We start from the raw sequence: 25101 nt of genomic DNA, 5'->3' as shown, positions 1-25101 counted from the left end.
CGCGGTCCGTTGCAAACCCCGCGGGACAGGATGTGGTCGCGTGCCGCGAACGGCGCAGCCAGACTGAACGCATGCAATGGCGGGCCGGGGCCCGCCCTACGAACTGCAGGAGAGCATCGAACAGCCTGCCTTGGTGCGCGCCCATTCCGGGCGTTTCGCAGCGAAGGCCTCGCGTCCCGGCTGGTCGTCGTACGGGCGGCGCATGACCCCAAGCAGGGTGTCGATGGCGGACGCATCGCCCGCGGTGGCGGCATCGATGGCCTGCTGCGCAAGGTAGTTGCGCAGCACATAGCGCGGATTGGCGGCGCGCATCCGTTCGCGGCGCAGCTCGATCGGCCACCCATCCCCGGCCACGCGCGCGGCATGGCGCGCCAGCCACGCAGCGAAGGCTTCGCGGTGCGCATCGCGCTTGCCGGCGTCGTAGAACGCATCGTCGAAGGCCTGCGGCGTGGTCGCGGCCGGGTCGGCGTCGGACAAGGCGCGGAAGAACAGCGCCATGTCCACTTCCGCCACCTGCAGCAGCGCCTGCAGGTCGTGCATCAGCGCGACATCCTCGTCGCGGCATTCGGCCAGCCCCAGCTTGCGCGCGATGGTGTCGCGCTCGGCAGCGGAGTACGTTTCGGCATACCCGTCCAGCCCGGCCTGCAGGGGCGCCGGGTCCTCGAACAGCGGCGACAGCGCCTGCGCCAGTCGCACCAGGTTCCATTGTGCGATGCGCGGCTGCCAGCCGAAACGATAGCGGCGGCCCTGTGCATCGGTGGTATTGGGCGTCCAGTCGGGATCGTAGGCATCGATCCAGCCGTAGGGGCCGTAATCGATGGTCAGGCCGAGGATGGACAGGTTGTCGGTGTTCATCACGCCATGCACGAAGCCCACGCGCATCCAGCCATCGACCATCACCGCGGTGCGGCGGCAGATGTCCGCGAACCAGTCGCCGTACAGCGTCTGGCCATGGGCCTGCAGCCACGGAAAGTCGCGGGCGATGGTGAAGTCGGCCAGTTGTTTCAGCAGCGCCACGTCGTCGCGCGCATACGGCAGTTCGAAATGGCCGAAGCGGGTGAACGACGGCGCGACGCGGCACACCACGGCCCCCGGCTCGGCTTCGGGATGACCGTCGTAGAACATGTCGCGCACCACGTCTTCCCCGGTCGAAACCAGCGACAGCGCGCGCGTGGTGGGAATGCCGAGGTGGTGCATCGCCTCGCTGCACAGGAACTCGCGCAGCGACGAGCGCAGCACCGCGCGACCATCGGCCGTGCGCGAATACGGCGTGCGCCCCGCGCCCTTGAGCTGCAGTTCGCGCCGCCCGCCGTCCGCGGTGACGGCTTCGCCCAATGTGATCGCCCGCCCGTCGCCCAGTTGCCCGGCCCAGTGGCCGAACTGGTGGCCGCCGTAGTTGGTGGCATACGGGTCCATCCCGGGTAGCAGCGCATTGCCGCCGAACACATCGGCAAAGGCTTGCGAGGCAATGTCCGCATCGCTGAAGCCCAGCTCCGCCGCCACCTCGCGCGAATGCGCGAGGAGACGCGGCGCGGCGACCGGCGTCGGCGCCACCCGCGACCACAGTGCAGGCACCTGGCGCAGGCGTGGGCCGGCCTCGGGATCGCCGGGCAGCTCACGCAGCCATCGGTTGTCGAAGTGCAATGCAGGCAGGCTCATCTACGTCGGGCATGGCAGCGGCAAGTCACTGTACAGATGGCGCCATTGCATCCGGTACACAAGCCATCCGCACCGTCGCATCCGGCCTTGCACGCAAACCAGGGTGACGCCGTTGAGCTACAGCACCTCGATCCGGTTTCGCCCGCCACGCTTGGCGGCATACAGGCGGGCATCCACCGCCTGCAGGAAGTCCCGCGCCGTCGCCTTGCCGTCCACATAGGCAGTGCCGACGCCCAGGCTTGCCGTCACCAGGGCCCCGGCGTCGCGTCCGCCATGCGTGATGCCCAACGCCTCGATCCGCACCATGCATTCCGTCGCCAAGTCCCAGGCTGCGGTGGCGTCGGTCTCGGGCAGCAGGAGGATGAACTCCTCGCCGCCGAAGCGCGCCACCACGTCACGCGGGCGCTTGGCGATCCCGCCCAGCATGGTTGCGATGCGCGTGAGGCAATCATCGCCGGCGACATGGCCATGGGCATCGTTGAACTGCTTGAAGTGGTCGATGTCCAGCACTACCAGCGACAACGGTTGCCGGCTGCGCCGTGCCGCGCGCCATTCCGCCGCCAGGCGCTGGTCGAAACGACGGCGGTTGGCGATGCCGGTCAAGCCATCGGTCAGCGACAGCTCTTCGAGCTCCCGGTGCAGGCGCAGCAACTCCTCTTCGGCCCGCTTGCGTTCGCTGATGTCGAACATGAAGCCGATCAGCGAGTCGACCACGCCTTGCGCATTGCGCACCACGTGGACCACGTCGCGGATCCAGACGTAGTCGCCATCGCGCGTCAGTGCGCGGTAATCGGCCTCGTGGTCGATGCCCGCCCGGGATTGCGACACGCAGTAGCCCACCACGCGCTCGCGGTCATCCGGGTGCATGCGTGCCACCCAGTCGTCGACCGTACGCCAGCTGCCCTGCTCCCACCCCAACAATGCCTCGATCTGCGGCCCGATATAGGCGAAGCGCATGCTGGCCCAGTCGATCTGCCACGGGATCGCCCGGGTGGACTCAAGCAGGGTCTTGTAGACGTCGGGGTTTTCGGCGAAGGCGTCCTGCGTCGTTGGAACATCCTCCCGGGCCCTGATCGCAGGTGCGCTCATGCCTCGTGCCGCCAGGCGCGGACGTCCACCCGCCGGGCGATGTTGCACGGGTGAACCGCAGCCGGTTGCACGGCGAGAGTTGCAGCGATGCCCGCCGCTGCGGGCAGGTGGGTTGGAAGACAGGGGTGGGCTTCAGGCATTGCCATGGTTGCTCGTGTTTCGTTGCATGCGCCCGTCTCGACGCCCTGCGCGCGCCCGCTGCCGTTGAACGCGAACAGCAAGGCAAGCACCAGGGCCACCTGCAAGACGGCCACCTGCAGTCGGTCGGTCCATTGCGGGCGTTGGGGATGACGGGATTCCATATCCGGCTTGAAGCAAGCTTCGTGCCGACCAGTTGCGTGACTTGCGTCGCCTTATCCTGGCGCAGGCATGACACGTCGCGTCATGAAAGCGCGCACGACGACGTGGATCAACACCACCTGCTCCGCCGCCGCGCGGCGATCCAGCCCGGATGACCCGTCGGCGAAGACACGCGCACCCGCTGCCGTTGCCGTTGCCGGGGCTCGCTCGGCATGACGCGATGGCGCCTGATGCAGGGGGTTGCGGCGCATATCGCCAGTCCACGTTGATGACCGTGGCGTAAGTGCGCGCGGCGACAGGGGAATTAGTAATTATACTAATTCCCGGTAGGATGGGCTGTCTCAGGCGGTGATCCGCCCGCTCCCGAGACTTGCCGCCATGCTGCCGTCCCCGCATTCCGTCACCGCCCTTGCCGGCCATCGGAGGACAGGCTGATGGGCGCGGTGGTGGCGTTGGACCAGCTGCTGGAAGCGCGCACCGTGTGGCGCGGACAGGCCACGGCCGCTGCCGTGGCGGCGGCGCACCCGACAGGCTGGCCGGCACTCGACGCTCTGCTCCCCGGCGGCGGCTGGCCCGAGGCGGCGTTGAGCGAGGTGCTGTTCGCGGCCGATGGCCTGGGCGAGATTGGACTGGTGCTGCCCGCCCTGGCGCGGCTGGCGGCCGCCGGCATGCCCGTGGCATTGGTCGCACCGCCCTATCTGGCCCATGCCCCGGCCTGGGCCCGAGCCGGGCTGGACCTGCGCCATGTGCAATGCATCGATGCCACGCCACGGGATGCACTGTGGGCGGCCGAGCAATGCCTGCGCTCGGCAGCCTGCGGCGCGGTGTTGTGCTGGCCGCGCAAGGTGGATGATCGTGCCCTGCGCCGCCTGCAGGTTGCCGCAGAGGGTGGCCGCTGCCTGGGGTTCGCATTCCGCGATGCGCGGGAAGCCCGCAATCCGTCGCCCGCGGCCCTACGCCTGCTGGTCGATGCCAACCACCAGGTGCGCGTGCTCAAGTGCCGGGGCGCCGCGGTGCCGCCGCGCGTCGTGGCCCTGTCGCATTGAGCCGCGATGCGCTGGGCCTGCGTACTGCTGCCACACCTGGCGCTGGATGCCGTCCTGCGGCGCCAGCCCGACCCGTCGATCGCACTGGCGCTGGTCACCGGCCCGGCACAACGGCGGGTGCTGCATGCGGCCAGCCCGTCGGCGCGTCGACTGGGGCTACGCAGGGGGATGCTGCTGTCGGCGGCACAGGTGCTGACGCGCGATTTCGAAACCTGCGAATACGACCCCATCGACGAAACCGCGGCGCGGCAGTTGCTCGCCACCTGGGCCTACGGCTTCAGTTCCCAGGTCAGCCTCGATTTCCCGCACACGCTGGTGCTGGAGATCGCGGCCAGCCGCGCCCTGTTCGGCGACTGGCCGGCCATCGAGCGCCGCCTGCGGACGGAATTGACCGGGCTGGGTTTCCGTCATCGACTGGCGGCCGCACCCAATCCGTTCGCCGCGCGTGCGCTGGCCAACCTGCACGATGGCATCGGGATCGATGCCTCGCGGCTGGAACGCGCGCTCGGCCAGATCCCGGTCGAACGCAGCGGCCTGCCCGGCGAGGTCACGGCAGCGCTGGCGCGCTCCGGGCTGCGCAGCCTGCAACCGGTGTTCGCCCTGCCGCGCGAGAGCCTGGCCCGGCGGTTCCCGCCCGACGTGCTACGCCACCTCGATGCCATGCGCGGCCTGCAGGTGCCGCCGCTCACCCTGTTCCAGCCGCCGGACCGGTTCGAATCGCGCATCGGCTTCGACCACGAGATCGAATCCTCGCAGGCGCTGCTGTTCCCGCTGCGGCGCATGACCGCGGACCTGGCCGCATTCCTGTGTTCACGCGATGGCGGCGTGCAGCGATTCATCGTGCACTTCGAGCACGAGCGGCATGCGGATTCCGAACTGGTGGTGGGCCTGCTTGCCCCCGAACGCGACGCCAGCGTGCTGTTCGACCTGGTGCGCAGCCGCCTGGACCACGTGCGCCTGCCCGCCGCGGTGCGCGGGCTGCGATTGCACGCAGATCACCCGCCCACGTTCGTACCCGCCGCGCGCGATCTCTTCGACACCCGTCCGCAACAGGCGATCCCGTGGGAGCAGCTGCGCGAGCGCCTGCGCGCGCGGCTGGGCGACAATGCGGTCCGCCCCTTGTCCCTGCGTGCCGAACACCGCCCGGAGCAGGCCACCCACCACGCCGCACAGGCCGTGTTGCCGGCACGATTCCCGGAACGGCCGGCATGGCTGTTGCCGCAACCGATGCCGCTGCGTGGACAGGTGCGTATCGTCTCCGGGCCGGAACGCATCGAATCGGGCTGGTGGGACAACGGCGACGTGCGCCGCGACTACTACGTCGTCGAAACCCGCGAGGGGCAACGCGCCTGGGCGTTCACGCCAGCAGGCCAGTCCGATCCGCTGCTGCTGCACGGCTGGTTCGCATGAGCTACGCCGAACTCCACTGCTTGTCCGCGTTCTCGTTCCAGCGCGGCGCTTCCACCGCAGGCGAACTGTTCGCACGTGCGAAGGCCAACGGCTACGCGGCGCTGGCCATCACCGACGAATGCTCGCTGGCCGGCATCGTGCGCGCACACGAAGCGTCGAAGGCGCATGGCGTGCCGCTGGTGGTGGGTGCCGAGATGCAGGTCGAGGGCGGCCCCAAGCTGGTGCTGCTCTGCGAGACGCAGGCCGGCTACACCCTGCTGTGCCAGCTGGTCACCCTCGCCCGCCGGCGCGCACCGAAGGGCAAGTACCGTTCGCTGCGCGAGGACTACCCACGACAGGTCGAAGGCCTGTGCTGCCTGCTCTGCGACGCGCAGGCGACCAGTGAAAGCGATATCGACTGGTTGCGCGGCCGATTCCCGGACCGGCTGTGGCTGGCGGTCGAACTGCACCGCGGCGCCGACGATGGCGCGCGCGTCGAGGCGTTGCGTACGCTGTCCGCGCGATTGCAGGTACCGTTGGTGGCCTGCGGCGACGTGCACATGCACCTGCGCCGGCGACGCGCCCTGCAGGACACGCTGACCGCGATCCGCCACCGCTGCACGCTGGCCGAAGCCGGATGGCGCCTGTTTCCCAATGGCGAGCGACACCTGCGCACGCTGGATGCGCTGTCGGACACCTACCCCGGCGACCTGCTGGCCGAAACCCTGCGCATCGCCGGACGTTGCAGCTTCAACCTGGACCAGTTGCGCTACACCTATCCGCGCGAACTGGTGCCCGATGGGCACACACCGACCACCTGGCTGCGCCAGCTCACCGAGGAAGGCACGGCCTGGCGCTGGCCCCGGGGCGTGCCGGGCGCTGCCCGCAAACTCATCGAACATGAGCTCGCGCTGATCGCCGACCTGTCCTACGAGTCCTATTTCCTCACCGTGCACGACATCGTGCGTTTCGCGCGCAGCCGCGGCATCCTCTGCCAGGGCCGCGGCTCGGCGGCCAACTCCGCGGTGTGCTACGCGCTGGGCGTGACCGAGATCGACCCCTCGCGCACCCAGTTGCTGTTCGAACGCTTCCTGTCGCGCGAGCGCAACGAACCGCCGGACATCGACATCGATTTCGAACACGAGCGGCGCGAGGAAGTGCTGCAGTACGTATTCGCGCGCTACGGCCGGGAACGTGCGGCGCTGACCGCCGTGGCCATCAGTTACCGCGGACGCAGCGCCGTGCGCGACGTGGCCAAGGCACTGGGCCTGCCGCCGGACCAGGTCAACGCACTGGCGGCCACCCTGTCGAACTGGAGTGTCCACGCGCCAACACCCGCCTCGCTGCGCGAACGCGGCTTCGACCCGGATTCGCCACTGATGCGCCGCGTCCTGGCACTGACCGGCGAACTGATCGACTTCCCAAGGCACCTGTCGCAGCATCCCGGCGGGTTCGTGATCTCCGAACACCCCCTGCACACGCTGGTGCCGGTGGAAAACGCGGCGATGGCCGACCGCACCGTCATCCAGTGGGACAAGGACGACCTGGACGTGCTGGGCCTGATGAAGGTCGACTGCCTGGCGCTGGGCATGCTGACCGCGGTACGCAAGTGCCTGGACCTGTTGCGGGCCAGCGGCCGCCGCGACCTGACGGTCGCGACGATTCCCGCCGAGGATGCAGCCACCTACGCGATGATCGGCAAGGCCGATACCGTGGGCGTGTTCCAGATCGAATCGCGCGCGCAGATGGCGATGTTGCCGCGGATGCGGCCGAAGACCTTCTACGACCTGGTGATCGAAGTCGCCATCGTGCGCCCGGGGCCGATCCAGGGCGACATGGTGCATCCCTACCTGCGCCGCCGCCGTGGCGAGGAGCCCATCGACTATCCAGCGCGACTCGAGCACGTGTTCAAGCGCACGCTGGGCGTGCCTCTGTTCCAGGAGCAGGTGATGCAGCTGGCGGTGGATGCGGCCGGGTTCACCCCCGGCGAGGCCGACCAGCTGCGTCGCTCGATGGCCGCGTGGAAACGACGCGGCGGCCTCGAGCCGCACCGGCAGCGGCTGATGGACGGGATGCTGGCCAACGGCTACACACAGGCCTACGCCGAACGCATCTTCGACCAGATCAAGGGCTTCGGCAGCTACGGCTTTCCCGAAAGCCACGCCGCAAGCTTCGCGCTGATCACCTACGCGAGTTGCTGGCTGAAATGCCACGAACCGGCCGCATTCGCCGCAAGCCTCATCAACAGCCAGCCGCTGGGCTTCTACACCAACGACCAGATCCTGCAGGATGCGCGCCGGCACGGCATCCGCGTATTACCTGTCGATGTACGCCATAGCGACTGGGACTGCACGCTGGCCCACGTCGACGCCAGCGGCAAGCCGGCCATCCGCCTGGGCCTGCGCCTGGTGTCGGGCTTCCGCCAGGACGTGGCCGGGCGGATCAGCGCCGCGCGATGCCAGCGCGCCTTCGACGACGTGGCCGACCTGTGCATGCGGGCGCGCCTCGACCGGCGGCACCAGGCATTGCTGGCCGATGCCGGTGCGCTGAAGGGACTTGCCGGCCATCGCCATCGTTCGCGCTGGGCGGTCAGTGGCGTCGAGAAGCCGCTGCCGCTGTTCGACGGGCTGCCGGCCACGCCCGAGCCCGCGCCCACGCTGCCGGTGCCCACGCCGTTCGAGGACATGCAGGCCGACTACGGCAGTACGGCGTTGACGCTCGGCCGGCACCCGATGTCCTTCCTGCGACGGCAACTGCAGGCGCGGCGTTTCCGTCGCTCAGGCGAACTGGTCGACATCCCGCACGGCCGCAGCGTCAGGTTCGCCGGCATCGTGCGCCTGCGGCAGCGACCGGAAACCGCCAGCGGCGTGACCTTCCTGACGCTGGAGGACGAGGACGGCATGGTCAACGCCGTGGTCTGGCGCCACGTCGCCGAACGCCAGCACCGCGTACTCGTGGAAAGCCAACTGCTGGCGATCGATGCGCGGCTCGAACGCAGCGAAGGCGTGCAGCACCTGATCGTTCAACGCATGGAAAACGCCGACGCCCTGCTGGCCGGCACGCAGGCGAAGAGCCGGGATTTCCGCTAGCGCGTGCTGGTTGCCCGTTTCCCGAGGCACGATCTTCCCTGTCCACGGCCATTCATTGGACATGGCCTTGCCGAAGCACGGCCTGCGCAAACCACTTGCATCCGCCGGCCGATGCGGTCGCGCTCGCCACTTGTGGAAACGCCGCCATTGACCGCTTCCCCGCGCAGGCGGGGATCACGCTGACGAGCGATGGAGGTCACCGGCGCGCATCGATTCACCTGCACGCGACGACCCGCCCTGCATGCTGTCCGCATGACCGACAACCACAAGCCCGCCCCGCCCCATCGCGACCACGCACCCTTGCCGCCCCAGCGCCGCAGCCGCCTGCTGCGCTGGGGCCTGCTGGCACTGCTGGGCCTGTTCGCCGCCATCCTGGTGGTGGCCGTCATGCAGGTCTTCGTCGGGCCGTCCGCCTGACCCGGTGCGGCGCGCATGCATCGCATGGCGTGCCGCCGGTCGCGCCTAGATCAAGCCCTCGCGCCATGGCCCGGTGATCGCCACCGTGAAACCGGGCGTGTACACGTTCGCGAACAGCCACTTGCCGTCGGGCGAGAAGCAGGCGCCCGCCCATTCGGCGCCGCGGAAATCGCCGCTGAAGCCGCCCTGCCCGTCCAGCACCACCGCGCTGCGGCAGAACTCGAACAACCCGCCTTCGCCGGTCATGCCGTACAGGCGTTGCACCGGCTGGCCTGAGTCCTCGCAGATCACCAGCCCACCGCGCGGGCTGAGCACCACGTTGTCGGGATAGTCCAGCACCCGCGGATCGGGCGATTCGAACACCAGCTCGAGCATTTCGCTGTCCGGGTGGTAGGCCCACACCTGGCCGCACCGCGCGTCGCCGCCGTCGGTCGAGGTGAAGAACACGCGGCCGTCGCCGAAGATGCAACCTTCCAGCCGGGTGAACACCGAGCCGCCACCGGCCACGCCCTGCGCCACCACGCCTTCGTCGCGCGTGGGGCTGTCGTCATCGGCGCCTTGGTCGGGATGCTCGATCTCCACCCACGCCACCTTCAGCCGTTCGCCCTGTCGGCGCCCGCGGCGCAGGTCCGGCGCACCCACCGCCTTGAGCATCTGCAGGCGGCCGCCACGCAGCAGCTCGCCGGGCACCGCGGGCAGCATGCGGTAGAAGCCGGCGCGGCGATGGCCGTCCTCGGTCTGGTAGACGATGCCGGTGCGCGGATCGATCGTCGCCGCCTCGTGCTTGAAGCGCCCCATCGCCACGATCGGTTCCGCGCTCGACAGGCCGTCGGCCGGCACCTCGAACACGTAGCCGTGCGACTGCTTCATCTCGTGGATGTAGTCCGGGCCGATCGGCACCTTCTGCCCGCGGGTCAGCACGATTTCCTCGCAGGACAACCAGGTGCCCCATGGCGTCACGCCACCGGCGCAGTTCACCAGCGTGCCCGACAGCGACGGTCGCGCATCCACCATGCGCCCGGAGGCGGTATCGAAGCGCAAGGTGGTGGTGCCACCGGCGCAGTCGGCATCCCAGGTGGCGCCTGCCGGCGCGAAGCTGCCGCCCGGCGCCGCGCCCACTTCGTGGTTGCGCACCAGCGTGACCACGCTGCCCTCGCCCGCCACCACGCCCATGCCGTCGTGCTTGTTCGGACAGGCGATGTCGCCCGCCAGGGCTTCGCCCGCCCAGCCGAACGTGGTGTAGCGGAACCCCTCGGGCAACTGCAGCAGCGGCAGGCCGGTGTTGAGGTCGTGCGCGGTCTGCAACGGCCCGTAGCCTGCGTGCATCCGCGAGGTGCTCCCGGCCTGCGCCAGCAGGCGACCCACCGGCGACAGGCCCAGGCTTGCCATGCCCAGCCCCATGCCGCCGGCCTTGAGCAGTCGGCGGCGCGATAGCAGTGGCGTGTCGTCGTGCATCAGGAACCCCGTCTCGTTGGTCGGCACATACTGCCAGCGTACACAACGCAGATGACACGTCGCCGCGTTGCACGCGAAGATCCGGCAAGCCCCACCGCGTACACTGCAGGCTCAATCCACCGCGGAGCCTCCATGGCCAAGCCCAACTATTCCTTCGAAAAGCGCCAGCGCGAACTCGCCAAGAAAAAGAAGCAGGACGAAAAGGACGCGAAGAAACGCGCCGAACGCGAGGCCAAGGCGGCCACGCCGCCGCAGGAATGAGCGACGCGCCGCCGCGCTCGCCGCAGGTGTGGGTGGATGCCGACGCCTGCCCGGGGCCGGTCAAGGAGATCCTGTTCCGCGCCGCCGAGCGCGCGCAGGTGCCGGTGACGCTGGTGGCCAACCAGTGGCTGCGCACGCCGGGTTCGCGCGTGATCCGCGCACTGCAGGTGCAGGGCGGCTTCGATGCGGCAGACGACGCCATCGCCGAACGCGCGGGCCCCGGCGACCTCGTCGTCACCCAGGACATCCCGCTGGCGTCGCGCGTGATCGCCAAGGGCGCCGAGGCCATCGACCCGCGCGGCCAGCGCTTCACCCCCGACAACATCGCCGAGCGCCTGTCCGTGCGCAACTTCATGGAAGAACTCCGCGGTGCCGGCGTGCAGACCGGCGGACCGGCCGCGTTCAATGCGCGCGACCGGCAGGCCTTCGCCAATCAACTCGACGGCTGGCTGGCGCGGCGACCGCGCCGTTGATGCCGCGGCCGCCGACAGGCGTCGCGGATTGCCGGCGGCAAGTCGCGTCGCCACAATCAAACGCCGCCGCCCTCCGATATTGCCTCGATGCGAACCTTCGTCCTGCGCGCCCGTGCCGCCCCGACCGACAGCCGCAAGCTGCTGGAGTCCGTGGGCAGGGATGCGCATGCCGAGATCCTCGCGCACACGCTGATGAACGCGATCTTCGTGGCGCAATCGCATCGTCCGCAGGTGGTGGTGTACCTGGTGCTGGAGAGCACCCACGATTACTCCCGCACGATCCGCTTCGAGGCGGATGCCCTGCGCGACATCGGCGGCTTCGACGAGCGCAACCTGCTGTCAAAGGTCTGCAAGGCGCTGGATGCCTCCATCGGCATGGGCAAGGAGGACGCGCGATCCGTCGAACCCGGCATCAACGTGCAGACCCTGAGCTTCGAGCGGCTGGTGCAACAGCTCGCCGAGGACCACCAGCTGTTCCTGATGGACCGCAAGGGCACCCCGATCCACCAACAGGCCTTCGCGGACAAGCCCTGCTTCCTGCTGACCGACCACATCCCGATGCCGAAAAAGACCATTCCAGGCCTCGAGCGCCTCGGCGCCCGGAAGGTGTCGTTGGGTCCGACGATGCTGTTCGCCTCGCAATGCGTGGTGCTGATCCACCACGCACTGGACCAGCGCTGAGGATGCGCGGCCCTCAGAACACCGATAGCCCCGTCATGCGCGTGAGGCGATGCAGGGCATACCGCCCGAGCAGTGAGTTGCCCTTCTCGTCCAGCGCCGGCGACCACACGCACAATCCCATGACATGCGGCACGACCGCGACGATGCCGCCGCCCACGCCGCTTTTGGCAGGCAGCCCGACGTAGTAGGCGAAGTCGCCGGCGGCGTCGTAGGTGCCCGCGGTCATCATCACCGAATTGATCCGCGTGGCGCCCTCGGCGCTGGTGACCTGCACGCCCGACGACGCGCAGCGCCCGGCATCGGCCAGGTACTGCACGCTTCGCGCCAGGTCGACGCAATCCATCCGCAGCGCGCACTGCAGGTAATAGAAGTCCAGCACCTGCTGCACGTCGTTGTGGAGGTTGTCGTAGCTGCGGATGAAGTTGGCCATGGCCACGTTGCGGTAGCCGCTCTTGCGCTCGGACCTGGCGACCACGTCGTCCGAGCCCACCTCGGGATTGCCCGAGCGCGCGCGCATGAAGTCCAGCAAGGTGGCTTCGGCATCGTCGAAGCTCGAGAGCACCACGTCTGCCGTCACCAGCGCACCGGCGTTCATGAACGGGTTGCGCGGGATGCCTTTTTCGTACTCCAGCTGCACCAGCGAATTGAAGGGGTCGCCGGAGGGCTCGCGATCCACGCGTTTCCACAGGTCGTCGCCGATGGCTTCCAGCGCCAGGGTCAGCGTGAATACCTTGGACACGCTCTGGATGGAGAATCGCTCGCGCGCATCACCGCACGCGTGCACCGTGCCATCCGGAAGCGCCAGCGCCATGCCGAAGCGATCGGCCGGCACGTCGGCCAGCGACGGAATGTAATCGGCCACCTTGCCCTCGCCGAAGCGCTGGCGCGCCTCGTCGTTGATCGTGCCGAGGATGTCGTCCAGGTCGTGCCGGCTGAGGTCGTGCGGGTTCTGCGGTGGCTTGCGCATGCGGCGTCCCGTGCTGCGAAGGCGGACGCAGCACTGTAGCGGCCGGGGCGCAACGCAACGTTATGCGCGTCCTGCCAAGGCAACGCACCCGCAGGCGAGACCGCCACCCAGCGCCTCCTGGTGCCTGCAGGTATCCATCCCGACCAGGCGATACAGCGGGCAGAAGTCGAACAACCCCGTGGCCAGCGGCACGGCACCGATCCACGCCCATGCGGGCCCACCGGTTGCCGCCCATGCCGGCAGCGCCACGCCCGAGATGATGCGGGTCCCCTTGTCGATACGGCCTGCATTTGCCTTCACCTGCCTGCCCTCCGGAAAGAGCCGCCAGCGTCCCTCCGCACAGGCAAGCCGCGTTGATCGCGATCAGCCGTCGTGCAGACGCGTTCTGCAGGCCTCAGCCCGCTGGCACCAGCCGGTGCGAGGCATCCTGGCAAACCACGATCTCGCGCCGGTTGCCCGCGTTGCCAACTACACGCACGCGCTGGCCCACGGACAGCGCCTCGACATCGACCGGTTCGGCGACGCACAGGTTCCAGCGTGCCGGAAGTTGCACCGCCATCCGCCGCCGGGGCGCTTCGACATCCACCTCCACCACCGCATTGCCGTCATACATCCAGGGCTGGGTATCGATGCTCGCGATCACGCCGGTCACGTCGATCCGTCCGCCGGGTGCCGAGGCATCGTCCGGGGTATTGGCGCAGGCGGCGACAACCAGCACCGCGCACAGGGCGGTGGCGGCCAGTGCCAGCCGGGGGGAACGGGTCATGGGCAACTCCGTGGGCATGAATGGGGGTCGGGCACGCGCACTGTGCACGCCTGCAGGCGAAGGCGCCGTCAAGGCCACGGCATCGCGTACGCTCGGCCGGACCGCATGAGGTCAGCGGCCATTCCTGCCCCGCGGATGTCGAATCCCGCGCGCCCCGACCGTCGTCGAGGCAACCCCCCGGAGTCCATCGGTCGATGACCAATGTCCTGCCCCGCCTGTACGCACACCCGTTCTCGTCCTACAGCCAGAAGGCGCTGATCGCACTATACGAACACCAGACCGCGTTCGATTACCGCAACCTCGAGGATGCCCAGGCCAATGCCGAACTGACCGCGCTTTGGCCGATCGGTCGGTTCCCGGTCCTCGTCGATGGCGAACGCATCGTGCTGGAAGCGACCTGCATCATCGAATACCTCGACCTGCACCATCCCGGCCCGGCACGGCTGATCCCGGAAGACCGCGACGCCGCGCTCGACGTGCGCATGCTCGACCGCTTCTTCGACAACTACGTGTCCACGCCACAGCAGAAGGTGGTGTTCGACAGTCTGCGCGCCGAGCCCGATCGCGACGCGCACGGCGTCGCACAGGCACGCGGCATGCTGGAAGCGGCATACGGCTGGCTGGACCAGCGCATGGCCACCCGCGAGTGGGCGGCGGGCGACCGCTTCAGCCTCGCCGACTGCGGCGCCGCGCCCTTCCTGTTCTACGCCGACTGGACGCACCGCATCGATCCCGACTTCACGCACGTGCTCGCCTATCGCCAACGGCTGCTCGCACGTCCTTCGGTCCGGCGCGCCATCGATGAAGCACGACCGTATCGCGCGTACTTCCCGCTGGGCGCGCCCGATCGGGATTGAGGCAATCAGCCTGCCTTGTCGACGGCAAGCAGTGCCGCCGACCGTCCATCACGCGTCAACGGCACGAACGAAGCGCTCGCCGTTGCCACCGGCAGGTGCGCCGACCCGGGTTACTCGCCGTCCCACCCCAGGTCCTGCTCGCGGTGGTAGCGGATACCCATCGCATCCAGGTGCGCGCGCAGTGCGCCCATGCGCTGCACGAAACCTTCGTAGCCGCGCTGGTCGGCGGGGCTCCATGCCACTTCCGCGGCTGCGGCCAGGCGTGGCCACAGGCGGTTGTCGGCGGCTTCATCGGTGTGGACGAGTTCCGTCCAAAGCGCGGCCTCGATGCCGAGTGCGGTCTTGAATGGCGTGGGGTCGAAACCGTATACCCTCGCCAGCGGCACGCCTTCCTTCCTGCACCAGTCGTAGGTCTGCGGCTGGCCCGCGTAGTTGCCGTGGTCGATGTACAGGTACGAGCACGGCGACAGGATCAACGGATGGCCGCGCTCGACGGCCGCGCTGATGTCGTAGCCGTCGTTCCAGAACTGGTAGATCACGTTCGGCCCGGTCACGGCCACCGAGCCCTCTTCCCAGAAGATGGCGGTCCGCCCCATCCCCTCCACCATCGCCGCGGCGCGCGACACGAAGTCGGCATACAGCGGATGGTCGATCTCGTCGCCGCCCACGTGGATTTCCTGCGAGGGAAAGATCGCCAGCACCTCTTCCAGCACGGCACGCACGAACGGATACACCACGTCCGGCTTGTCCAGGCACAGCACGCTGAAGCCCACCTCCAGCCCCGAATACGGCGCAAGGTTTTCCACGTCGTCGCAGGCCAGCTCGTTGTACGAGGCCAATGCCGCCTGCGTATGGCCGGGCAAGTCGACCTCGGGCACGATGGTGATGCCGCGCGCCTGCGCGTACGCCACCAGATGCCGCAGTTCGTCCTGCGTGTAGAAGCCGCTGCGCCCGCCCTCCACCGCACTGGCGCCCCCGATGTCCGTCAGCTTCGGATACGCCTTGATCTCGATCCGCCAGCCCTGGTCGTCGGTCAGGTGCAGGTGCAGACGGTTCAACTTGAAGAAGGCCATGCGATCGATGGTCTTCTCCAGGTAGTCGACCGACAGGAAGCTGCGCGCCACGTCCAGCGACAGCCCGCGCCAGGGATAGGCAGGCGCATCGACGATCTCGAGGTGCGGCAGCCGAACCCCGCCCTGCACTTGCACCGGCAGCAACTGCCGCAGGCTCTGCACCGCGTGCAGCAGGCCGATGTCGGTGCGGGCGCTCAATTCGATGCGCTCGGCCACGACCAGCCGGTAGCCCTCCTCGCCCAGCGCGGCATCGTCCACCCGCTGCAGGCGAACATCCGTCGGCGCAGCGTCATCGATGGCAATGCCAATGCCCGCAAGCGCTTCTTCCAGGGCGCGCCTGGCATGGGGCGCGTCGGCGTCCATCTCCAGTCGCACTGCACCCGACAGGCGCAACTCGCCCGAACGCATGTCCAGCGACTGCGGCAGGGGCACGATGCGTGTCGAAGCGGTGGGCGTATCCGCGGCGACGGCAGGCGCGGACGGACTGCTGCAACCAACACTCGCAAGCACCAGCAGGCAGGACAACAGGACGTTGTGATTCATTGGCGGCTGCACCACGGAGTGAACGGAAACCACCTGCACTTTCCCCGCAGGCCACGCAAATGTCCACCCTTGCGTCTCCCGCGATCACGCGCCTGCCGTAGTCATGCAGGGACATTCCATGTCTGCCCCGATATCCATGCCGACGTGCATCGAAGACAAGGCACGACAGCGCGCGTGGGACCATCGCTTGCCCGCACATCCGATGCTGTCGATCCCAGCCTCCACTACGCGTCGTGGTTGGCACTCCGGTTGATGGCTGCACGCCAGAAGGAAACACGCATGGTCCCCACCATCACCGCATTCGCCCGCTCGCCCGACGGCGGGCGCGGACTGGCCCGTGACATGGTCGTGCGCTGGGCGCTGGAGGAAGTCGGCCAACCGTATACCGTGCGCCTGCTGCCATTCGAGGCGATGTCGCAGCCAGACCACGTCGCCCTGCAACCGTTCGCACAGATCCCCACCTATGAAGCCGGCGACCTGGTGCTGTTCGAATCCGGCGCCATCGTGCTGCACCTGGCGCAGCGCCATGCCGGCCTGCTGCCCATCGACGACGACGCCCGTGCGCGCGCCGTCGGCTGGATGTTCGCCGCCCTCAACACCGTCGAGCCGCCCATCGTCGAACGGGAACAGGTGGCGTACACGGAACGCAACGAATCCTGGTACGCGCAACGCCTGCCGCTGCTGGACGATCGCATCCGCCGTCGCCTGCGCCAGCTGTCGGACCGGTTGCGCGACGGCGAATGGCTGGATGGGGCCTTCAGCGCGGGCGACCTGCTGATGGTCATGGTGCTGCGCCGGCTGGGTGGCACGCGCATCCTCGCGGAATTCCCCAACCTTGCCGCCTACGTCGACCGGGGTGAGGCGCGTCCCGCCTTCCGGCACGCCTATGCGGCGCAACACAAGGTATTCACCGACGGCACTGCGCTCGAGTGAGGCCATCCGTCGGCACCGTGGGCAAACCGCAATCGACAAGGCGAAGACCCTACGACGCTTGCGTTCGTCCGGCCGATTGCACACCACTGGCGAACGAGGCGTTCATCGCGCCTCACGCCATGCCTTGCCATGCTGTGCGCGATCCCGTCACAGGACTCGTCCGGATGGCCTTGCTGTTCCTCTTCGTCCTGCTTGCACTGGCCTGGAGCCTTGGTGCCGTGCAGCTCTGGCCACGCATGCGCCGCGTGGGCGATGCGCTGCCGTGGCTGGGTGGCGCGCTTGGCGTGGCTGTAGCCGCGTGCGTGGTGCTGGGCCTTGCCGGCCTGATGCAGCACGGCGGCTGGGGTTCGCCATCGATCGACCGCGTGGTGCACCACGCACTCGGCGAAGGCAACCTCGTCATGCGCCGCACCGACTGGGCCTGGCTCAACCGCGTGTCGAACATCTACCTGCAGCTCGATGTGGCCTGGACGTTGGTGGCGCTGTGCGTGGCCGTGCTGCACGGCTGGGGATTCTGGGCGGGCCTGGCGATGCGTGGACGCGCGCGCACCTCGCCCCGTTGATCCGACGCGCCGGCCCTCATCGCCACGCCAACGCGCTGGGTCTCCAGGACTGCCGCGGCAACGCACCCTTGAGTCTGTGGCGTGAATCAGTCGCGCGGGAGGAACGCCTGCTGGCCGTATTCCCACGCCCACGGCACGCCCGTGTCGCCCAGCGCGAAGGCCACCAGGCGTGGGAAAGCCCGCTCGGCGCGCACGTCATTCGACAGGATCACGACACAACGCTTGCGTGCCTTGACGCAGACCCAGGTATTGCCGGTCGAGTCGTTGTGGCCGCCTTTGAAGAAGCCGGCCCCCTGCGGTCCATCGAAAACCACCACCCCCAGCCCGGAGGCGAGGTCTGCGCGCCGCTCCGACGCGGGGATTTCCGCCTGCAGGCTGGGGAACTGCGAGGCGGTGGAAATCGCGAGTTGCGCCGACGTCAGCGCCTCGGCACCCTGCGCGGACAGGCCTTCGCCGTTGATGTATGCCGCGGCGAAATTCGCCATGTCGGCGATCGTGGTGTCCATCGACCCGGCCGCACGCACCCGGCTGCGTGCATCGTGCGGCTCCACCTGCCCGTCCACGGTCCAGCCATCGGCAAGGTTGCCGGCAAAATCTTCCCGCCACGTCATGTTGGTGCGCGGCATTCCGAAACGATCGAACACGCGGCGCTGCATCTCCTGCCCCAGGTCGAGGCCCAGTCCGCGTTCCAGTACATACTGCAGCAGGATCAGGCCTTCGCCCGAATACGCATAGCGCGTGCCCGGATCGAAATGGATGCGCAGCTTGCCGTCCGGTTCGAGGAAAGCGAAATTGGCGAAACCGGCACTGTGCGTCAACAGGATGCGGGCGGTGATCGCCTTCCAGCGCTCGTCGTCGGCAAGGTCTGGCCATGGCCCGTATCCGGGCACCACGGGATAGTCGGTCAGCGGCTCGGGAAAGTATCCGCCGATGGGACGATCCAGGTCGATCACGCCCTCCTCGTCCAGTTGCATGACCGTGTAGGCGAATACCGCCTTGGTCAAGGACGCGCCATACATGATGGTGTCCACCTGCAAAGGATCGCCTGCCGCGTTGCGCTTGCCGTGCGCGGACACGTGCACCACCCGTCCATCGTCGATCACCGCGATGGCGAGGCCCTGCGCCGAGGTGGCCTCCATGACGCGGGCGACTTCCGCTTCCAGTGCAGCGCGTGATGGCACGGAATGCGGCGGTGGCTCCGCCGCAAGTGCCGCGAACGGAAGCAAGGCGAACAGGCATGGCACGGACAGGTATCGCATGGCGGACTTCACGTGGAGGTGGGCTGGTTGAAGCAGCGACGCGCGCAGTATGCGGCCAGACTGGCAGGAACCAGGCGGCCGGCCGGCCAGCTCAGCGCTCGACGCGCTGACTGCGGCTACCCTGTCCGTCCCGTCGATCGCATTGCCTGCCATGCCCCATCGCCCGTCGCGCCACGTCGCCCTGCTTTCCTTCCTGCTGCTGGCCGCTTGCGGTGGCCCACCGCCCTACACCGGCGGAGACGTGGCGGAACTGCAGCGCATCGACATGACCACCGGTGCAGGCGAGCCCGCAGTGGCCGGTGACGAAGTCAGCGTGCACTACACCGGCTGGTTGTACGACGAGAACGCGCCGGACAAGCGCGGCACGAAGTTCGACAGCTCGCGCGACCGCGGCCAGCCCTTCACGTTCCCGTTGGGCGCGGGCCGCGTGATCCGTGGCTGGGACGAAGGCGTGGCCGGCATGCAGCCTGGCGGCACGCGCGAACTGCACATCCCGGCTTGGCTGGGTTACGGCGCGCAAGGCGCTGGCCGCGCCATTCCGCCGGGTGCGTCGCTGGTGTTCGAGGTAGAGCTGCTGGAGATCAAGCGGCAGTAGCGGCGCTCTCGACGAAACCCGTCATTCGCACGCATACGGAACGCGCGTTGCGACTGCGCCTGGCTATCGCATGCGTACACGGTGCCCTCCCGTGCCGATGGGCAGGGTCGACCCGCCCCCGGCGAACCTCATCGCCCGAACAGCTTGCGTGCGTTGCCCGAGCGGATCTTCGCCTTCTCCTCATCGGTCAGGTCCAGGCGTTCCAACGCGTCCACCGTCTCGCCCAGCCCGATTTGCGGATAATCCGATCCCAGCAGCACGTGGTCGATGCCGACGTTGCGCAGTGTCCAGACGAATTCGGCTTCGATCGGCGAATCGGCCACGGCCAGCACGGTGGCGGAGATATCGAAGTACAGGTTGTCCATGCCGAAACCGTCGGCCGTGCGTGCCAGCGACAGGACGTTCCAGAAACGGAAGTTCAGCCCGCCGATGTGGGCAAGCACGAACCGGGTGCCGGGCACGCGCACCACCAGGTTGAACAGCTTCTCGGTGTCGCCGGGCAGGATGTTGGCATTGTCCGTCAGCACGACGAGGCCGAGTTCGCCGGCACGACGCACCAGCGTCTCCACACGGGCGTCGGACACGTCGAAGCCTTGGGTGTGGGCATGGATCTTCAGCACTTTCACGCCGGCCGCGGCGACGCGCGCCAGCTCATCCAGCGCGGCGGCGCCGTCGTAGGGATGCACCGTGGCGATGGCCACCACCTCGGGATGTTCCGCCGCCAATGCGATGACGCGGTCGTTGCCGGCGCGGATCTCGTCGACCGCGCCCTGCCGGGCCTGGTGCGGGCCCCCGAACCACATGACGCCCGCACCCGACAGCTCCAGGCCCGCGTCCCGCACGCGGTCACGGTACTCACGCCAGGCGTTGTCGCCCTCGCGCAAATGGACATGCACATCGAACACCGGCGCGGCAGCCACGGTATGCGCACAACACAGGCAGAACGCAACAAAAAACATCCGTAGGAACATCGTCATCCTGCATTGCAATGGCTGGGCCCGCATTCTGGCACTCCGCAGCCGCGCTCACCCTTCCACGGCACGTTCGAAGGTGATGATGCTACGCGTTTCGCCCTTGTCGGCCCAGTTCGGCATCACCCGCCAGGGGGTACGCACCTGCAGGCGATCGCCGTCCAGCGCGAACTGCCGGCGCTGCTCGGTGCCCACCCAGGCCGGGTTCCAGGCCACGTCGACCGCAGTCACCCAGACGTCGCCTTCGATCCGGTAGCGGCCGCTGTAGGCGATCAGTGTCTCCAGCAACTGCGCACGATCGCGGTCGCTGTCGCCAGGCTGGCGGCCATCGCCGGTCAGCATGAACCACACGCGACCTTCTCCACTGAAGATGGTGTAGCCCGTGGGACGCTCGCCCATCGCCGGGAAACGTTCGCCGGTCGACGCCACTTCCACGTCGTAGGACACCAGCCGCCAGGTGCCCACCATCGCGTGCGATGGCGGCTGCGGCTGCCTTGCAGTTTTCGGATCATCGGCCGAAGACATCGCTCCACTTTGCAACGGATGCTCGGCCCGGATCAACCCGGGACGAAACGATGCATTCGGCACGCATGGAAAAAGGCGCAGCCAGGGCCACGCCTTCCAGTGGCGTGCCGCGCATGGCGCAGGCCACGCTGGCTAGAATGGCGATCCGCCCGGGGAGAACAGGCATGAAAGCACCCACCGCCCTGCTGTTGATTGCGGCACTGGCCGCTTCCGCGCCCGCGATGGCTGGCCACCCACGCCCGGCGATCGAGCGCGCCGCCGACGCCGTGCAACCGCTCGTGGACGAGGCCGGACAACGCGGCATCCGCGTGTCAGTGGGGCTTGCCGATGTCTCCCGGTCGGATGGCGCGCAGCGCATTATCGGTTCGACCGACAGTTACAACCCGGCCAGCACCATCAAGCTGGCGCTGCTGGCCACGGTGATGCGACAGGCCGACCGCGGCCTGCTCAACCTCGACGCCCCGATCGGCATTTCGCCCTACATGGTGGTCGGCGGCGCCGGCGACCTGCAGCGGCAGGCCATGCCCTTCACCACCACCGTCCGCGACGTGGCGCGGCGCATGGTGGTGCTGAGCGACAACACCGCGACCAACGTGCTGCTGTACTACGTGGGGCTGCCGACCGTGCAGGCCCTGCTGGACGACCTCGGCCTGCAGACCATGCGCTTCAACCGCCAGATGTTCCCCGGCGAGAAGATCGGCGAACCGGCCAACGCGATCGATACGGCAGACACGCTTTCCCTGCTGCACGCCATCTACATAGGCGACCTGCTCAACGAGCAGTCGCGGCGCCAGGTGCTGGACTGGATGCTGGCCCAGGAAGTGGACACCAAGTTCGGCGCCCTGCCCGACACCTCGCGCATCGCCCACAAGACCGGCGAAACCGGCACGGTCACCCACGACGTGGGCTACTTCCTGGTGCCCGGCCACGAGACCATCGTCGCCGTCCTGGCCGAAGTCACCACGTCCGATGGCTACGACGAAACCATGCGCATCGGCAACCCCGTCGTGCAGGACATCGCCAACGCCGTCCTCGACGCACTGGACAATCCGTAGCGCGGCGAACACCCGGGCAGCGTTGACGTTCCCGCGCGTGTTTCCGGAACGGACTGGACGGGACGAACCCCGCCGCTTCAATCCACGCTGCATGCGCCAGGCGCTACAGCCTGTCCAGTTCGCGCCCGGCCTGGGCCGCGGCCTCCTGCAGGGTACGGGCGAAGGGTCCGCGGGCCCGTCCCGTGTCCCGGGCGGCGGCTTCCAGTCCCTCGATGTAACTGGTGACCAGGTCGCGGGCGTTGTACTGGTGCGCCAGCGCGTCGACCGTGTTGGCCACCGTATCGCGCAGGTGCCATTGGATGTTGGCGCCGGTCTCGGCCTGGTTGGCCAGGTCGACGATCTTCAACAGATGCGGCGTGACGAGATTGACGATGGTGGGCTTCACGTGTCCGGGCCTGCTGGCGGCAGCGGAAGAATATAGCGCGGGACACCAGAGGCATCGAGGCAAGTTGATTTCCGCAGGTTGATCCTGGCGGGAAAAGTGAACCCCGCCCCGTTTCCCGCCGATGCAACCGACGCCGCCCGCCTCTTCTGGTCGCATCGCCGAAGCGATGCAAGCGAACCTGATCCCGCGCTTGCTACCATCCAGTGATGAACGACAAACAGATCGAACCTGGGCACGACACGCGTAGCGGGACACGCAATCCTGAACTCACGGGCGCTGAACTGGTGGCCCGCGTACCGGGCTGGATCAGCGGCACGGTCCGCATCCTCATCCTGTTGGTGGTCGTGATCGTCTTCATGGCGTCGCTGCTGCCACTCGCCGCCGACCGGGCGCAGCAGGATGGCCACCCGCTGTGGCTGCTGCTGTGGCTGGCCGGCCTCGTCGGCGTTTTCATGCTCTGGCTGCGCGGCTGGATCCGGGGCCGGGATCCGCATCGTCCCCGGTCGGTGGCCTGGATCGTCGTCCTTGCGGCGATCATGGCGGTGGTCATGGGCGGCCTGGTCTGGTCGTCCTGGCGGCAAGGCGGATTCGCCGGCCTGATCGCCAATGCCGAAGGCCTCGTTGCGGGCTTCAGCATCCTGGGCATGATGCTGGGCGCAATCGCGCTGCTGCGTTCGAACTGACCGTCGGCGGCGGGACGGGCACGGCGGCCGTCTGGAGCCGAATGGGGCCGGGCTGGCTTGAGCCTGTTACGACGTCGGATGGCTCGCCGACAGGCAGGCTGATCATCGGAGGCCGTGTTGATCCGCATGTTGGGCGACAAGTGACCCCGACCCGCTTTCATCCGCGGGAAACGAACCAACCGCAGTCTCGCCGGTAGAATGCGTGCAGTACCGACTGGCACCCGTCATCGCATGCCTTCCAGCCCGCAACCGGATGTCTCTTCGCGCAAGCGGCCCAGACAAGCGCGTTCGAGCGGGCTGGTGGACGCGATCCTCGAGGCCGCGGTACAGGTGCTGGCGACCGAGGGTGCGGACCGTTTCACCACCACGCGTGTCGCCGAGCGGGCGGGCGTGAGCGTCGGTTCGCTCTACCAGTATTTCCCGAACAAGGCGGCCATCCTGTTCCGCCTGCAGAGCGACGAGTGGGCGCGGACATCGCTGGCGCTGCGCGCCATCCTCGAGGACCGTCACGCGTCTCCGCTGGCGCGGCTGCGGTCGCTGGTGCATGCGTTCGTCGCCTCCGAATGCGAGGAAGCGCAGGTGCGCGAAGCGTTGGGCGATGCCGCACCGCGCTATCGCCAGGCACCGGAAGCTACGACGGCGCGGGCCGCGGAACGGGAAGCCTTCCGGCACTTCATGGTCGAAGCACTGCCCGACGCGGCGGAAGCCAGGCGCGCATCCGCCAGCGCACTGGTATCGACCACGCTGGCGGCGGTGGGCAAGGATTTCTCGCGGCGCCGGCGCTCCGGTGACGAGATCGAAGCGTTCGCCGCGGAGCTGGCCGACATGTTGTGCGGTTACATCGAACGGGTCCGGCGCACGCCCGATAGGGCCGGCGGCCTCGATGCTCATTCCGCCTCCAGCCACGCCGCGCCATAGTCCTGACCGAATTCGCGGTAGATGGCATGCACATGGTTGGACGGATCGCCGCCGCGCGTCTGCGGCGAGAATTCGATGAACAGCCGCGGGCCGGTGATGCGCCAGTACCCTGTGCCTGCGTCCGGCTGGGGACCGAACCACGCGAAGTGGATTTCGTCGAGGTCTTCCCGCACTTGCCCAAGCTTCGGCGCGAGGTCGTCGGCGTTCAGCAGGCCCATCCGCGCTTCGATCAACGCGAACAGCACCGCCTTCTGCGCGGCGTGCATTGCGCTTGCCGGCAGACCGACGGCAGGCAGGCGCGTGCCGTCGCGGCCCGATCCCAACGCCAGGTCGGTGGGCCGGCGCGCGCCCACGACCGCCCTGTCGCGCTGCACCTCGCTCAGGCTGTCCATCAGCAGCGTCGCCGCGGCGGTTTCCTCGCCGAAGATGTCGAACGTCCTTCCATTCGCGACGAAGCGGACTGGCTCGGCGCCGGTCAACATCGGCGCAAGCGTGACATGCGGCCCCACCACGGTGGCGTTGATGGCGAGGTGGTGGCCGCCGAACTGCAGCATCCAGGGCCGGTCTGCGGCAGGTTCGCCAAGGAACGAAACGTAATACCAGTCGCTGCCGCGCCGGATCCCCCACAGGCGATCGACGAAGCGGTCTATCGGCCCCGAGTCGTCCAGAAGGTCGTCCGCGGCGAGGATGGCGTCGACCACAGCAAGGCCCTTCGGACTCAGTACGTTGGTCAGCACGTCGCGCAGCGCGGCTCGTTGCTCCGCAGTCAGCTCCGCCCAACGCAAGCCGCGCCGCTCGAACAGGCCCTCCGGCAGGTTGGACCAGCGTGCACGCTGCGCGCGATCGTCGAAAGCGAACAGGATCGCTGCGCGTTGCCGGGCCGTGAGCGTGGCAAGGAAGTCCTCCGCCGCGGCAACGATTCGCAGTGTCTGCAAGTCGGCCGGTGGCGTGGACGCTGGCAGTGCGGGGAAGCGCGGCGTGTTTTCCGGGTTGCCGTGGCCGGCGGAGAATGCACACCCACCGAGGATCAACGCGCCGGACAGTACCGCGACGACCCTCCAGTGGCGTGTACGGGAGCCGTTGCACATGGGTTCCTCCATGCGATGGATGCGATGCCAACAGGATAGGAATCGGGCCATCGGCCTGGAA

27 protein-coding genes are annotated in these 25101 nt (G+C 68.3%); 14 read left to right on the top strand and 13 right to left on the bottom strand.

Annotated features, from left to right (window positions below):
- Positions 1 to 96 precede the first annotated feature (96 nt).
- From E2F46_RS14880 to E2F46_RS14870, 3 genes are all read right to left on the bottom strand, one after another.
- Positions 97 to 1653 carry a protein adenylyltransferase SelO gene (locus E2F46_RS14880; RefSeq protein WP_133323423.1) on the bottom strand — a complete coding sequence of 519 codons (1557 nt, stop codon included), beginning with the start codon at positions 1651 to 1653 and terminating at the stop codon, positions 97 to 99.
- 123 nt (positions 1654 to 1776) lie between these two features.
- Complete coding sequence (locus E2F46_RS14875) at positions 1777 to 2748, bottom strand: GGDEF domain-containing protein (RefSeq protein WP_133323369.1); 972 nt, start codon at positions 2746 to 2748, stop codon at positions 1777 to 1779.
- Positions 2745 to 3050, bottom strand: coding sequence for a hypothetical protein (locus E2F46_RS14870; protein WP_133323368.1), 306 nt, complete (start codon positions 3048 to 3050; stop codon positions 2745 to 2747). Before E2F46_RS14870 ends, E2F46_RS14875 begins: the two co-directional genes overlap by 4 nt.
- A 432-nt stretch (positions 3051 to 3482) precedes the next feature.
- On the opposite strand from E2F46_RS14870, the gene imuA reads away from it, so the two are divergent.
- From imuA to E2F46_RS17515, 4 genes are all read left to right on the top strand, one after another.
- A complete protein-coding gene (imuA, locus tag E2F46_RS14865; protein ID WP_133323367.1) occupies positions 3483 to 4094 on the top strand; it encodes a translesion DNA synthesis-associated protein ImuA in 612 nt (203 codons plus the stop codon).
- A 6-nt stretch (positions 4095 to 4100) separates the two neighbouring features.
- The gene (locus tag E2F46_RS14860) at positions 4101 to 5504 is read left to right on the top strand and encodes a Y-family DNA polymerase (protein ID WP_133323366.1); all 1404 of its coding nucleotides are present in this window, start codon (positions 4101 to 4103) and stop codon (positions 5502 to 5504) included.
- Positions 5501 to 8572, top strand: coding sequence for an error-prone DNA polymerase (locus E2F46_RS14855; RefSeq protein ID WP_133323365.1), 3072 nt, complete (start codon positions 5501 to 5503; stop codon positions 8570 to 8572). Before E2F46_RS14860 ends, E2F46_RS14855 begins: the two co-directional genes overlap by 4 nt.
- Positions 8573 to 8824: 252 nt before the next feature.
- The gene (locus E2F46_RS17515; RefSeq protein WP_165967493.1) at positions 8825 to 8989 is read left to right on the top strand and encodes a hypothetical protein; all 165 of its coding nucleotides are present in this window, start codon (positions 8825 to 8827) and stop codon (positions 8987 to 8989) included.
- Between the two features lie 45 nt (positions 8990 to 9034).
- On the opposite strand, the gene E2F46_RS14850 is transcribed toward E2F46_RS17515, so the two are convergent.
- Positions 9035 to 10471: a PhoX family protein gene (locus tag E2F46_RS14850; RefSeq protein ID WP_207949604.1), complete on the bottom strand. Its 1437-nt coding sequence runs from the start codon at positions 10469 to 10471 to the stop codon at positions 9035 to 9037.
- A gap of 24 nt (positions 10472 to 10495) precedes the next feature.
- Between E2F46_RS14850 and E2F46_RS17510 the strand changes: the two genes are divergently transcribed.
- From E2F46_RS17510 to trmY, 3 genes are all read left to right on the top strand, one after another.
- Positions 10496 to 10705 (top strand): hypothetical protein, encoded by a 210-nt coding sequence (locus E2F46_RS17510; protein WP_165967488.1) that lies wholly within the window; start codon positions 10496 to 10498, stop codon positions 10703 to 10705.
- On the top strand, positions 10702 to 11178 hold the full coding sequence (locus tag E2F46_RS14845) for a YaiI/YqxD family protein (RefSeq protein ID WP_133323364.1): 477 nt from the start codon (positions 10702 to 10704) through the stop codon (positions 11176 to 11178). Before E2F46_RS17510 ends, E2F46_RS14845 begins: the two co-directional genes overlap by 4 nt.
- 87 nt (positions 11179 to 11265) lie before the next feature.
- Positions 11266 to 11859, top strand: coding sequence for a tRNA (pseudouridine(54)-N(1))-methyltransferase TrmY (trmY, locus tag E2F46_RS14840; RefSeq protein ID WP_133323363.1), 594 nt, complete (start codon positions 11266 to 11268; stop codon positions 11857 to 11859).
- A gap of 13 nt (positions 11860 to 11872) precedes the next feature.
- Here trmY and E2F46_RS14835 read toward each other — a convergent pair whose 3' ends face one another.
- From E2F46_RS14835 to E2F46_RS14825, 3 genes are all read right to left on the bottom strand, one after another.
- Positions 11873 to 12826 (bottom strand): glutaminase, encoded by a 954-nt coding sequence (locus E2F46_RS14835; protein ID WP_133323362.1) that lies wholly within the window; start codon positions 12824 to 12826, stop codon positions 11873 to 11875.
- Positions 12827 to 12886: 60 nt separating this feature from the next.
- Positions 12887 to 13126, bottom strand: coding sequence for a YgaP family membrane protein (locus E2F46_RS14830; protein WP_133323361.1), 240 nt, complete (start codon positions 13124 to 13126; stop codon positions 12887 to 12889).
- Positions 13127 to 13220: 94 nt separating this feature from the next.
- Positions 13221 to 13592: a hypothetical protein gene (locus E2F46_RS14825; protein ID WP_133323360.1), complete on the bottom strand. Its 372-nt coding sequence runs from the start codon at positions 13590 to 13592 to the stop codon at positions 13221 to 13223.
- A gap of 194 nt (positions 13593 to 13786) precedes the next feature.
- On the opposite strand from E2F46_RS14825, the gene E2F46_RS14820 reads away from it, so the two are divergent.
- On the top strand, positions 13787 to 14449 hold the full coding sequence (locus tag E2F46_RS14820) for a glutathione S-transferase family protein (RefSeq protein WP_133323359.1): 663 nt from the start codon (positions 13787 to 13789) through the stop codon (positions 14447 to 14449).
- A gap of 110 nt (positions 14450 to 14559) precedes the next feature.
- On the opposite strand, the gene E2F46_RS14815 is transcribed toward E2F46_RS14820, so the two are convergent.
- The gene (locus E2F46_RS14815) at positions 14560 to 16065 is read right to left on the bottom strand and encodes a beta-N-acetylhexosaminidase (RefSeq protein WP_133323358.1); all 1506 of its coding nucleotides are present in this window, start codon (positions 16063 to 16065) and stop codon (positions 14560 to 14562) included.
- 279 nt (positions 16066 to 16344) lie between these two features.
- Here E2F46_RS14815 and E2F46_RS14810 point away from each other — a divergent pair, with 279 nt between their 5' ends.
- Positions 16345 to 16998 carry a glutathione S-transferase family protein gene (locus E2F46_RS14810; protein WP_133323357.1) on the top strand — a complete coding sequence of 218 codons (654 nt, stop codon included), beginning with the start codon at positions 16345 to 16347 and terminating at the stop codon, positions 16996 to 16998.
- A gap of 164 nt (positions 16999 to 17162) precedes the next feature.
- Positions 17163 to 17561 (top strand): hypothetical protein, encoded by a 399-nt coding sequence (locus E2F46_RS14805; protein ID WP_133323356.1) that lies wholly within the window; start codon positions 17163 to 17165, stop codon positions 17559 to 17561.
- Positions 17562 to 17647: 86 nt separating this feature from the next.
- Here E2F46_RS14805 and E2F46_RS14800 read toward each other — a convergent pair whose 3' ends face one another.
- Positions 17648 to 18820, bottom strand: coding sequence for a serine hydrolase domain-containing protein (locus tag E2F46_RS14800; RefSeq protein WP_133323355.1), 1173 nt, complete (start codon positions 18818 to 18820; stop codon positions 17648 to 17650).
- A gap of 151 nt (positions 18821 to 18971) precedes the next feature.
- Between E2F46_RS14800 and E2F46_RS14795 the strand changes: the two genes are divergently transcribed.
- Complete coding sequence (locus tag E2F46_RS14795) at positions 18972 to 19415, top strand: FKBP-type peptidyl-prolyl cis-trans isomerase (RefSeq protein WP_133323354.1); 444 nt, start codon at positions 18972 to 18974, stop codon at positions 19413 to 19415.
- A 128-nt stretch (positions 19416 to 19543) separates the two neighbouring features.
- Here the strand turns inward: E2F46_RS14795 and E2F46_RS14790 are convergent, their stop codons facing one another.
- Together E2F46_RS14790 and E2F46_RS14785 are read right to left on the bottom strand one after the other, a co-directional pair.
- A complete protein-coding gene (locus E2F46_RS14790) occupies positions 19544 to 20392 on the bottom strand; it encodes an amidohydrolase family protein (protein WP_207949602.1) in 849 nt (282 codons plus the stop codon).
- 48 nt (positions 20393 to 20440) lie between these two features.
- Positions 20441 to 20911: a lipocalin-like domain-containing protein gene (locus E2F46_RS14785; protein ID WP_133323353.1), complete on the bottom strand. Its 471-nt coding sequence runs from the start codon at positions 20909 to 20911 to the stop codon at positions 20441 to 20443.
- A 164-nt stretch (positions 20912 to 21075) separates the two neighbouring features.
- On the opposite strand from E2F46_RS14785, the gene E2F46_RS14780 reads away from it, so the two are divergent.
- A complete protein-coding gene (locus E2F46_RS14780) occupies positions 21076 to 21966 on the top strand; it encodes a serine hydrolase (protein ID WP_165967492.1) in 891 nt (296 codons plus the stop codon).
- 103 nt (positions 21967 to 22069) lie between these two features.
- Here the strand turns inward: E2F46_RS14780 and E2F46_RS14775 are convergent, their stop codons facing one another.
- Entirely contained in the window at positions 22070 to 22351 is a 282-nt protein-coding gene (locus tag E2F46_RS14775) for a hypothetical protein (RefSeq protein ID WP_133323351.1), read from the bottom strand.
- A gap of 206 nt (positions 22352 to 22557) precedes the next feature.
- Here E2F46_RS14775 and E2F46_RS14770 point away from each other — a divergent pair, with 206 nt between their 5' ends.
- Together E2F46_RS14770 and E2F46_RS14765 are read left to right on the top strand one after the other, a co-directional pair.
- Positions 22558 to 23034, top strand: a complete 477-nt coding sequence (locus E2F46_RS14770; protein WP_133323350.1) for a hypothetical protein — start codon at positions 22558 to 22560, stop codon at positions 23032 to 23034.
- A gap of 231 nt (positions 23035 to 23265) precedes the next feature.
- Positions 23266 to 23952 (top strand): TetR/AcrR family transcriptional regulator, encoded by a 687-nt coding sequence (locus E2F46_RS14765; RefSeq protein ID WP_133323349.1) that lies wholly within the window; start codon positions 23266 to 23268, stop codon positions 23950 to 23952.
- Here E2F46_RS14765 and E2F46_RS14760 read toward each other — a convergent pair.
- Positions 23922 to 25040 (bottom strand): DUF3500 domain-containing protein, encoded by a 1119-nt coding sequence (locus E2F46_RS14760; RefSeq protein ID WP_165967491.1) that lies wholly within the window; start codon positions 25038 to 25040, stop codon positions 23922 to 23924. The genes E2F46_RS14765 and E2F46_RS14760 overlap by 31 nt on opposite strands.
- Positions 25041 to 25101 lie beyond the last annotated feature (61 nt).

Source organism: Luteimonas aestuarii, from assembly GCF_004357985.1.
In the GTDB taxonomy this organism is placed as follows: domain Bacteria; phylum Pseudomonadota; class Gammaproteobacteria; order Xanthomonadales; family Xanthomonadaceae; genus Luteimonas; species Luteimonas aestuarii.
Note: the sequence above shows the minus strand (reverse complement) of the source record. Positions and strands in the feature narration are given on the sequence as shown.